This window comes from Lachnoanaerobaculum sp. (assembly GCF_057250505.1).
Genome location: NZ_DBHIEQ010000043.1, coordinates 1 through 11,445 on the forward strand (window position 1 = coordinate 1; position 11,445 = coordinate 11,445).

An 11,445-nucleotide genomic window follows, 5' to 3' on the forward strand; every position below is an offset into this window, starting at 1 on the left:
TTTGTGGGGCTTATAAAATAATTATTTTAGGACATAATCATTTATGCTTGACAGTACTATTTTTATTTAATTTTCCACTGCCACAAACTCATATGGCGAGAGTCTTAAGTTTTTATCTACATAGTTAAGTTCACTATAATTGCCTATAAGCTTTTTAAACCCGTCAAGGTCAATATCAAGGCTCTCATCTTTATTTGACATATTGCAGAATACAAGTATTTTTCTTTCACCAAGACTTCTTTTATAAGCAATGATATTTTCATTTGTATCAATAAATGAAATATTACCGGCTGATATTACAGTATTTTCTTTTCTAATTGTAATAAGCTTCTCATAAAAGTTCAATATAGAATCCTTATCATTTTTTTCATTTTCCACATTAATACTTTTATAATTGTCTGCCACATTTATCCATGGGCTTACCTTTGAAAATCCTGCATTTTTCTTGGCAGACCACTGCATAGGTGTGCGGCTGTTATCTCTTGAACGCCTGTCAAGTATTGTAAGAGCCTCTTCACTGTTTAGTCCCTGTTCCATGAGTATTTTGTAGTAGTTTAGGCTCTCCACATCCCTATACATATCAATGCTCTTAAAATGCGGGTCGGTCATACCAATCTCTTCACCCTGATATATATAAGGAGTACCTCTCATCAGATGTATCAGACCCGCAAGCATTTTGGCGGACTCCCTGTAGTACTTCCCTTCATCACCAAGTCTTGACACTACTCTTGGCTGGTCATGATTACACCAAAATAGTGCATTCCATCCATGACCTGATTGCATTTTCTCCTGCCATTCCCTAAATATATGCTTAAGAGATTTTATATCAGGTACCATTAGCTTCCACTTATCACCATCTTTATAGTCTACCTTTAGATGATGGAAGTTAAAGCACATAGAAAGCTCTTTTTCATCAGGATTTGAATACTTGATACACTGATCAATACTTGTAGAAGACATCTCTCCCACAGTGATATAATCTTCAATGCCTGTATCCTTTACAAGCTCCTTTAGATACTCATGCACTCTCTTGCCATCTGTATAGAATCTTCTGCCGTCTCCCACATTATCATCTTCAAACACATCCGGCTTTGAGATAAGATTAATTACATCAAATCTGAATCCCCTTACACCCTTACTTTTCCAAAAGAATATTATATTCTTTAATTCCTCTCTGACTTCCGGATTTTCCCAGTTGAGATCCGCCTGACTTACATCAAACAGATGAAGATACCATTTACCTGCCCTTTTGCTGTACTCCCATGCACTTCCGCCAAACTTGGATACCCAGTTTGTAGGTGCTTTATCCTTAGGAGCTTCTTTAAATATATAGTAATTTTGGTACTTCTTATCACCGTCAAGTGCATTTTGAAACCATATATGCTCTGTAGATGTATGATTAAATACCATATCGAGCATGATTCCTATATTTCTGTTATCCGCCTCTTTTACAAGCAGTTCAAAGTCTTTCATACTTCCGAATTCCGGGTCAATCTTTGTATATGAGGATATATCATATCCGTTATCCTTTTGCGGTGACAAAAAGAATGGGGTTATCCATATATAATCTATACCCAAATCTTTTAGATAATCCAGTTTTTCAACTATTCCGGACAGATCCCCAAAACCGTCATTGTTGCTGTCCTTAAATGACTTGGGATAAACCTGATAAACTATTTTTTCTCCAAAAGGAATCATATCTGCTCCTATTTAAATTCTATTAAATTTGTTTCATTTGCTTTAGCCACAATACCTGTGTGAAATTCCATTGTCTTACCGTTCGGATTTGTAATTACACATACTATTGTATCTACGTATCCGGCTTTTTTTATCTTATCTTTGTCAAAGTTTATAAGCTTATCACCCTGTTTAACTTTTTGTCCGTTTTCTACAAAATATTTAAAACCGTCGCCCTTCATATTAACGGTATCAAGGCCTATATGAAGCATAATCTCGACTCCGTTGTAAAGAGTAAGGCCGATTGCATGTCTTGAGTCGGGTATTACAAGAGAAACCGTTCCGTCACATGGTGCAATAAGTTCATCATTATCAGGAATTATCGCAAGTCCTTCACCTAATACACCTTCCGAGAATACTCCGTCATCAAGCTTTTTTAAAGTTATAACTTTACCGTCAAGAAAAGCTCTAAATTGCTGCTTATTGTCTGTATTTACAGTCATATCCTTTGCTATACCTGAATTATCTTCAATTTCTTCTCCGTTTATATCATCTTTATCAAGTCTTTTAAGACCTACAATTGTTGTCAGTACAAAAGGCACAGCTATAGCCACAATCATAGCGACTGCAAAACTTGGCATATATTGAGGTTTGATTGAAAGTATGCCCGGTATTCCGCCGACTCCTATTGCGGTAGCGGTTGTCTTAGTAGCTACGGATATTATAGCCGCCAAGGCAGAGCCTGTCATTGCACATATAAAAGGGAATCTGTACTTTAAATTCACACCGAACATTGCCGGTTCTGTAACACCAAGATAACATGATATGGTAGACGGAACATTCACCTCCTGTGCCTTTGCATTCTTTCTTTGCAAAAATACCATAGCAAGTACAGCTGAACCTTGCGCTATATTTGACAGTGCGATCATCGGCCAAAGCATAGTTCCGCTGTAGTCCGATATCAATTGTAAATCTATCGCATTTGACATGTGATGAAGTCCTGTGATAACAAGCGGAGCATATATAAATCCGAATACTGCCGCAAATATAACTTTAACAGGTCCTGTAATGCCCCAATAAACACCTGATGATATAACGGCACCTATTTTCCAACCTATAGGACCGAGAATGAAATGTGCCGCCATAACTGATAAAACCAGACTGAAGAAAGGTACCACTATCATTGAAATTACCTGCGGTGTATACTTTCTTAAAAATTTTTCTATATATACCAAGGTAAAGGCTGCAAACATGGCAGGAAGTACCTGTGCCTGATAGCCTATCATATCCACTTTCACAAATCCGAAATCCCATTTAGGTATATCGGCGGCGGCAGTTCCCGCCACTGCATAAGCGTTCAATAACTGCCCTGAAACAAGCGTAAGCCCCAAAACTATACCAAGCATCTGAGTAGTACCCATTTTTTTAGTGACTGACCAGCATATACCTACTGGAAGCATATGAAATATTGCCTCTCCTATCAACCAAAGGAAGCTGTCAACACCTGACCAAAAGGTGCTTATTTCAACAAGTGTCTTTGTGCCGTTTTCAAAAAGATATAAAGAATCTATACAATTGCGAAATCCAAGTATCAGACCTCCTGTTATAATTGCAGGTATAAGAGGAGCAAATATTTCTGCAAGAACCGAAACAAGTTTTTGTATTATATTTTGGTTTTGTTTTGCAGTCTGTTTAAGTGAATCTTTTGAAACACCCTCTACACCTGATATAGCTACAAAATCATTGTAAAAGTCGGCAACAGCATTGCCGATTATAACCTGAAACTGTCCCGCCTGTGTAAAACTTCCCTTAACGATTTTCATAGCCTCAATCTTTTTTACATCCGCCTTACCGGGATCATTAAGTACAAAACGCATTCTCGTAATACAGTGAAAAACTGCGGCTATATTTTCTTTACCGCCAATAAGTGTCAGAAGCTCTTTGGCTTCATTGGTATACTTTCCCATATAGACCTCCTAAATTTGTTTAAACAAGTTATAAGACATTTATATCATCAAATTACCAGTCTTGTCAAGTAAATATTCAAAATTTGTTTAAACAATTTTAAATATTTTTTTATCCTAAAGTTTATAGTATAATATTTTACTAATATAGCAGATTGACAAAATGCTTATTTTTATGTCATTTGTTATAAATATATACTTTGGAGTGAATTGTATGCCAAAAAGCAAATATCATGATATTTATCTGGATCTGAAAGAGAAAATAGAAAATAACTATTTTAAATATTCAGAAATGTTGCCTGTTGAGAACGAACTTATAAAGCGATATGAGTGTTCAAGAAACACATTGAGAAGAGCTGTTTCAATACTGGTATCTGAAGGTCACCTACAAACAATGCAAGGAAAGGGCGTAAGAAATATTTATCAAAAACTGTCACCAAAAGCTTTCAAGCTTGATACTATAGAAAGTTTTAAAGAGAGTGCAAAGAGAACCGCTAAGAGTTCATTCAATAAAGTGATACTTTTTACAGATATCATATGCAGTGCAAACCTGGCAAAACGTTCAGGTTTTACTGAGGGTGATGAACTTTACTATATTCAGAGAGTTCACTATATGGATAGAAAGGCCCTGATTTTAAATCATAACTACTTTTTGAAATCAGCTGTAGGTGATTTAACTATTGATATCGCAAAGAACTCTATTTACGAATACCTTGAAAATACTCTTGGAATGAAAATCGTCAATAGTAAGAGAATAATAACTGTAGAAAAAGTAGACGAAATAGATGAAAAGTATTTGAATCTTAATCTTGAGGAATACAATTGCCTTGCTGTAGTCAGTAGCTTCACATATAACAGTGACGGTGTAATGTTTGAGTACACAGTTTCAAAGCATCGCCCCGACTGCTTTAGCTTTTCTGACAATGCTGTAAGAAAATAAAAAAGCACAGGTCTTAAGCTTATAAAACAAGATTTAAGACCTGTGGGATTTTCTCACACTACATTGAAATAAACATTAAAGTAAATAGTGTCATTCTTATAAGATATATGTATTCTTCCCCTATGTCTGTTTATTATATTTCCAGCGATGGAAAGTCCTACACCATATCCTGATACGCTGCTGTTATGTGACTTGTCCTCTCTGTAGAATCTGTCAAAAAACTTTGAATAGTCTACATTCTTACCGTCTTTGTAGGTATTACTTACTACAAGCTTCGCCTTTTTAAAGGTGATACCGTGCACCATAAGCTTAACTCCGATAGTTCCGCCCTCGTCACAGTACTTGTTTGCATTATCTATCAGTATATTTACAAGTTCATATATGGCACCGTCATCTCCCATAATACAGATATCATTTTGAATATCCGATTCAAAATTCTTGCCTCCCTTTATAGCTAATGATTTGAATGATTTTGATGACTTTGTTACTATATCTGAAAAATTTATATTTTTTTCAATTACATTTGATTTTTCTTCAAACCTTGCCAGCACTACAAGCCTGTTTATCAGATCCGTCATACGCTCAACCTGCTCTTTGGTGCTCTTTGTCCACTCGTTTTCTCCGCCGATCATCTCACAAAGCTCATTGTTGGCCGATATTATAGCTAAAGGAGTCTTTAACTCATGACCCGCATTGGTAATAAACGCCTTTTGATTTTTGTAGTTTTCCATAAAAGGCATCATTACCTTGCCTGAGAAAATCACAAATATAATGATGAAAAACACCAGATTTGAAAAGAAAATAAATACCGAAGTATCTATCAAATCCGCTCTGTCCTCTATATAGCTTGTAGTATCAAGCACCACAATCAGCTTACTTTCATCATCATGTAAATTCAATTTATATGCAAACTTCTGTCCCTCTGTGGTAGTGAAGTTTCCGTATTTATTATTACCCGATAAAATCTTTTTTACATAAAAAATAACATCGGTATCCGAAAGATTTGCTATATGCTCAGTGTTCATAGTGATTACCTTATTGCTGCTGTCCACATAAGCACTGAAATATCTGTACTGAACTATTATATCCGGATTTGTCTTTCTGCCGAGAATCTTCTCCACTACTTCTTCATCAGGTAGAACTCCGTTATTCTCAGACAACAAATCCAAAATTTTATTTATTCTTTTTTCACTTGTTGCATACTTTGAAGCATTCAAAATGCCTATTACCGATATAAGCATTATGCTTACCGCTATCGTAGCTACCACAATGAATTGTAAACGAAGTCTTCTAAACAAATCACACCTCTACAAGTTCAAACTCTCTGTTTTCCTCTCCCAAAATATCAACATTTGCATTGATTGCCTTTAACTTTTGCTTCAGATATGAAATATATATCCAAACATATCCTGTATCCGAGTCGTCATCCTTGCTCCATACATGATTGTATATATACTCGGTCGAAAGCTTTTTATTCTTGTTCAACATAAGAACTTCCATAAGCTTGGTTTCCTTACCTGCCAATATTATGGAATTTTTAGCTGACAGCTCCTGCTGTGACACATTCAGCTTTACACTGCCGAATGTAAGTACATTCTCGTTATAATTTGTGTCTATTCTTCTTTCAAGAGAACGTATTCTGGCAACCAACTCTTTTAACGGTATAGGCTTTGTAAGATACTCATCCGCACCCAACTCAAGTCCTTCAATCTTGTCATCCAATTCACTCATAGCGGTAAGCATAATAACATATGTAGTATTGCCTGCCTCACGAAGCGCTTTTAAGACTTCAAATCCGCTCATCTTCGGCATCATCACATCAAAAATCATTAAATCATATGTACTGCTGTTTGCAGCTTCCAAAGCGGCTTTACCGTCATATACCTGCTCAACTTCATACCCTTGCATTATAAGCACTTGAGCATATGCCTTTGATAATCCTACTTCATCTTCTGCCAATAATATCTTCATCGCTTATCCTTCCTCTATCAATTTCCTTATTGTCTGCATATTTAAATCACATGATGCAAGCTCATCGGCACATCTTTTAAGCTCCTTTGTGATTCTTTCATGGTTACTGATATTTTTCTTATACTTCATCTGATGTTCAAGTGATGCCCATGAATCCATGGCGATAGTTCTTAACTGAATTTCTATATAATACCTTCCGCTTTCATTACCTTCACAATCCGGATAAGGTGTTATTACCTCAAGTATCATATGATATGAACGATAACCGTTCGGCTTAACATTCAGTATATAATCCTTTTCTTCTACAACATTGATATTTTCCATATCTTTAAACAGGCTTACAAGAGTATATATATCATCAACAAAACCGCAGACTATTCTTACACCTATCGCATCTTTTATTTCCTTAAGCGCGCTGTATGTATTTACCTCAAAGCCTTTTCTCTTACACTTTTCTATCATGCTGTCGTTGGTCTTTATCCTTGAGATAAAATGTTCAAAGAGTTTATAACCGGTCTTCAACTTATATTCATCATTTAGTTTATATACTCTCTTTGAAAACTCATCCAATATCATATCTAAGTATTTTTCATAGTTGCCATATATATTCATTGCATATATCCTTTTTACATTGATACAAATATTTTATCATAAATAAGTGTATAAAGAATGAAAAAAGGCTAAACTTTTTGGAGTTTAGCCTAAGAAAGATTTAAAAATTATTTGATATGCAAAAGTTCCACTGCAATCTGGAAGTAAATCACAAGTGAAACCGCATCAACTATTGTTGTAATAAGCGGTGCCGCCATAATAGCCGGGTCAAGATGCAATTTCTTTGCGGCAATAGGAAGCATACCGCCTATAACCTTAGCTAAAAATACTGTAGCAAAAAGTGCTAAAACTACTGTAAGTGCTACAAGCGGCTGTCCCGGATACTGTACTACAAGTCTTACAAAATTGACAGCACCCAAAATTATACCGACAATAACGGACACTCTCGCCTCTTTCCAGATAACCTTCAGTATATCTGAACTTGCAATCTCACCGATTGTCATACCACGTATAATCATAGTGGATGACTGTGAACCCGCATTACCGCCTGTATCGGTAAGCATAGGTACAAATGATACTAAAAGCGGCATTACCTTAAATGCATCTTCATATCTTGTAAGTATCCCGCCTGTAAGCATTGAACTTATCATAAGCACAAGCAACCAAACAATTCTGTTCTTTGCAAGCTCAAACACTCCTGTCTTTAGATAAGGCTTTTCAGACGGATGCATAGCCGCCATCTTCTCAAAGTCCTCTGTAGCCTCTTCTTCCATTACGTCCACAGCATCATCAATTGTGACAATGCCTACCAGCCTGTTCTCATGGTCAACCACAGGGAGAGAGAGCAGATCATATTTATTGAACAGGTCTGCGATTTCTTCTTTATCATCTGTGGTAACGGCCTTAATGACATTGGTGTCCATGATATCTTCCATTTTAACTTCATAGTCACTCATCAAAAGGTCTTTGACTGTTACCACACCCTCAAGCATTCTTTTTGCATCCATTACATAGCAGGTATATATAGTCTCTTTATCATATCCATGCTTTCTGATATAGGCAAATGCCTCTTCCACAGTCATGTTCTTTTTTAAGCCTATATACTCGGCGGTCATAATAGATCCTGCCGAATTTTCAGGATACTTTAAAAATTCATTTATCTGAAGTCTCGTACTGGGAGCCGCATTTTGTAAAACTCTTTTTACAACTGTAGCAGGAAGCTCTTCAAGCATATCTACAGCATCATCCACATACAGCTCTTCAATTATATAAGCAAGCTCTTTGTCTGTAATACTGTTTATTATATGTCCTTGAGTTTCCACCTCCAAACAGGCAAACACATCACTTGCAAGTTCTTTCGGCAACATTCTAAAAACAATTATCTGTTTTTCGGAATCCAGTTCCTCCATAAATGAAGCAATATCAAACTCATTCATATCGCAGAGTTTTTCTTTTAATTGTCGGAACTGTTTTCTTGATACGAGATCAAATAGTATTTCTTTTATATTTTCTTCCATAGTCCCACCTTTCTCTGCAAAATTTATTTTAGATAATATCGGAAGGTTTCATAGACAGATCAATCCTACCCTTTATGGCATCTACTTTAATTACCTTTACTGTAACCTCATCTCCTATTTTCACCACATCTTCAACTTTCTCGACTCTGCGATCGGAAAGCTTTGATATATGAACCATACCGTCTTTACCGGGAGCCAACTCTACAAAGGCACCAAACTCTAAGATACGAACCACCTTGCCCTGCATAATCATTCCGGCTTCTATCTCTATTGTAATACCCCTTATGATGTCAACAGCCTTGTCAATCATTGCCTGATCAGTGCCTGAAACGGATACCAATCCGTCTTCACTGATATCAATCTTTACGCCGGTATCTTCAATAATCTTATTGATGGTCTTTCCCTGTTTACCTACTACATCACCGATCTTTGACGGACTGATCTGAATCTGTGCAATCTTAGGTGCATACTTGCTTATTTCTTTTCTGGGTTCAGCAATACACGGTTTCATACAAGTCTCCATGATAAAGTCTCTTGCTTCATGACATCTTGCAATAGCACCCTTTACAATATCCTTTGTAAGTCCATGTATCTTGATATCCATCTGTATAGCTGTTATACCGCTGTCTGTTCCGGTTACTTTAAAATCCATATCTCCAAAGAAGTCTTCAAGCCCCTGAATATCTGTAAGAAGCACATAGTCATCATCAGATTCACCTGTTACAAGTCCACATGAGATGCCTGCTACCATCTTCTTTATCGGAACACCGGCAGCCATAAGTGCCATACATGATGAACATGTAGATGCCATAGATGTCGAACCGTTTGACTCAAATGTCTCCGACACGGATCTGACGGCATATGGGAATTCTTCAGGAGCGGGAAGTACCGGAATAAGTGCTCTCTCAGCCAATGCACCATGTCCTATCTCCCTTCTTCCGGGTCCTCTTGAAGGTCTTGTTTCACCTACCGAGTAAGACGGGAAGTTGTACTGATGAATATATCTTTTTGTGGTCTCCGATTGATTGAGTCCGTCAATTTTTTGTGCCTCTGCCAAAGGTGCAAGTGTAACTACATTGCAAATCTGAGTCTGTCCTCTTGTAAACATAGCTGAACCATGTACTCTCGGTATTATATCCACTTCAGCTGCAAGCGGACGAATCTGAGTCATATCTCTTCCGTCAGGTCTTTTCTGATCCTTTAGAATCATCTTTCTTACAGTCTTTTTCTGGTACTGATAAACAGCCTCACCAAGTAGAGATAACCACTCTTCTTTATCTGCAAAAGCTTCTTCAAGCTTTTCTGTTATAGCCTTTATATTCTCTTCTCTTATCTGCTTCTCATCTGTGAAAACGGCTTTTTCCATCTCATCCTGTGGCACTATCTCCCTGATTGCGGTGCTAAGCTCATCCGGAATGGTAAATGCGGTATAAGAATGCTTTTGTTTACCCACCTCAGCAACGATCTTATCAATAAATGCAATAATTTCTTTGTTCACCGAGTCTGCCTTATAAATAGCCTCTATCATTTTCTCATCAGGTATCTCATTTGCGCCTGCTTCAATCATTATCACCTTATCTTTGGTAGATGCTACTGTAAGTTTAAGGTCTGATACAGCCATTTGCTCCTCATTCGGATTTACCACAAAAAAGCCGCCTACCATGCCTATCTGTGTTGTAGCACATGGACCGTCAAAAGGTATATCTGAGATTGCGGTTGCTATTGCGGAACCGAGCATTGCTGTAAGTTCAGGTGAACAATCGGGATCTACAGACAGTACAAGATTATTCAGTGTAACATCATTTCTGTAATCCTTTGGAAAAAGTGGACGCATCGGTCTGTCAATTACTCTTGATGTAAGTATAGCATTCTCGCTTGCCTTACCCTCTCTTTTGTTATAGCCTCCCGGCATCTTACCGACAGCATACATTTTCTCTTCATATTCTACTGACAGCGGGAAAAAGTCAATACCGTCTCTTGGCTTATCCGATGCCGTAGCGGTAGATAAAACTGTTGTATCGCCATAATGCATAAATGCCGCACCGTTTGCCTGTGCAGCTACTCTTCCGATATCCACTCTTAGAATACGGCCTGCTAGTTCCATTGAATAACTTTTAAATTCCTTACTCATTTCATCTCCTTTTGGCTTGCCGATATTCGAGAAGTAATCTTCTTGAAACATAAAAATATGAACTAGTGATAAATACTAAAAATATTTAGTACTTATCACTAGCTTCGGCTACAAGCCATAGATAAATCATAAAAAAGGTGGAGAAAAACTCTCCACCAATGTACTATAATCACACAAGGTTTCTAAAGAATTTTCCTTAAACGAAAACTGTGAAACCGAAGACTTTTATTACTTTCTAAGTCCAAGCTTCTCTATAAGTGCACGATAGCCCTCAAGATCCTTATTCTTAAGATACTGTAAAAGATTTCTTCTCTTACCAACCATCTTCAAAAGACCTCTTCTTGAGTGATGGTCCTTAGGATTTGCCTTCAAATGCTCTGTAAGCTCTGTGATTCTTGCTGTAAGAACTGCTATCTGAACCTCAGGTGAACCTGTATCGCCTGCTTTTCTTGCATACTCTTCCATGATAGCTGTCTTTTTCTCTTTTGTAATCATTTTCTTTCTCCTTTAAATAAATCTTACCGTATACATAAGGTAAGGTTGGAGTATCCATATCTCATGTATAGGCGTTACTGCCACTCCATAATACCAAAATCCTAAGACAATGTCAATGGAGAAAATATCAATATAGATGCCTGGTATAAGCCGTATATGATAAAGTCCTAATATACCCCAAACTAAAATGTCCTGTTT

The 11,445-nt window shown here is 37.0% G+C and carries 10 protein-coding genes; 1 reads left to right on the top strand and 9 read right to left on the bottom strand.

Annotated elements, in window-relative coordinates; genetic code table 11:
* Window positions 1–66 precede the first annotated feature (66 nt).
* Window positions 67–1,698: an alpha,alpha-phosphotrehalase gene (gene treC / locus ACO6FI_RS12425; RefSeq protein WP_485457609.1), complete on the bottom strand. Its 1,632-nt coding sequence runs from the start codon at window positions 1,696–1,698 to the stop codon at window positions 67–69.
* Window positions 1,699–1,706: 8 nt separating this feature from the next.
* The gene (treP, locus tag ACO6FI_RS12430) at window positions 1,707–3,644 is read right to left on the bottom strand and encodes a PTS system trehalose-specific EIIBC component (protein WP_485457610.1); all 1,938 of its coding nucleotides are present in this window, start codon (window positions 3,642–3,644) and stop codon (window positions 1,707–1,709) included.
* A gap of 211 nt (window positions 3,645–3,855) precedes the next feature.
* Between treP and ACO6FI_RS12435 the strand changes: the two genes are divergently transcribed.
* Window positions 3,856–4,581 carry a UTRA domain-containing protein gene (locus ACO6FI_RS12435; RefSeq protein WP_485457611.1) on the top strand — a complete coding sequence of 242 codons (726 nt, stop codon included), beginning with the start codon at window positions 3,856–3,858 and terminating at the stop codon, window positions 4,579–4,581.
* 53 nt (window positions 4,582–4,634) lie between these two features.
* Here ACO6FI_RS12435 and ACO6FI_RS12440 read toward each other — a convergent pair whose 3' ends face one another.
* The 7 genes from ACO6FI_RS12440 to ACO6FI_RS12470 form a co-directional block, all read right to left on the bottom strand.
* The gene (locus tag ACO6FI_RS12440; RefSeq protein WP_485457612.1) at window positions 4,635–5,879 is read right to left on the bottom strand and encodes a sensor histidine kinase; all 1,245 of its coding nucleotides are present in this window, start codon (window positions 5,877–5,879) and stop codon (window positions 4,635–4,637) included.
* A gap of 1 nt (window position 5,880) precedes the next feature.
* Complete coding sequence (locus ACO6FI_RS12445) at window positions 5,881–6,552, bottom strand: response regulator transcription factor (protein WP_485457613.1); 672 nt, start codon at window positions 6,550–6,552, stop codon at window positions 5,881–5,883.
* Between the two features lie 3 nt (window positions 6,553–6,555).
* Window positions 6,556–7,164 (bottom strand): GTP pyrophosphokinase, encoded by a 609-nt coding sequence (locus ACO6FI_RS12450; protein ID WP_485457614.1) that lies wholly within the window; start codon window positions 7,162–7,164, stop codon window positions 6,556–6,558.
* 107 nt (window positions 7,165–7,271) lie between these two features.
* Entirely contained in the window at window positions 7,272–8,621 is a 1,350-nt protein-coding gene (gene mgtE, locus ACO6FI_RS12455; protein ID WP_008751491.1) for a magnesium transporter, read from the bottom strand.
* A gap of 28 nt (window positions 8,622–8,649) precedes the next feature.
* Entirely contained in the window at window positions 8,650–10,752 is a 2,103-nt protein-coding gene (locus ACO6FI_RS12460) for a polyribonucleotide nucleotidyltransferase (RefSeq protein WP_485457615.1), read from the bottom strand.
* Window positions 10,753–10,980: 228 nt separating this feature from the next.
* On the bottom strand, window positions 10,981–11,247 hold the full coding sequence (gene rpsO / locus ACO6FI_RS12465; protein ID WP_009444716.1) for a 30S ribosomal protein S15: 267 nt from the start codon (window positions 11,245–11,247) through the stop codon (window positions 10,981–10,983).
* A gap of 12 nt (window positions 11,248–11,259) precedes the next feature.
* A partial coding sequence (locus ACO6FI_RS12470) for a hypothetical protein (RefSeq protein ID WP_485457616.1) occupies window positions 11,260–11,445 on the bottom strand: 186 nt, incomplete at its 5' end.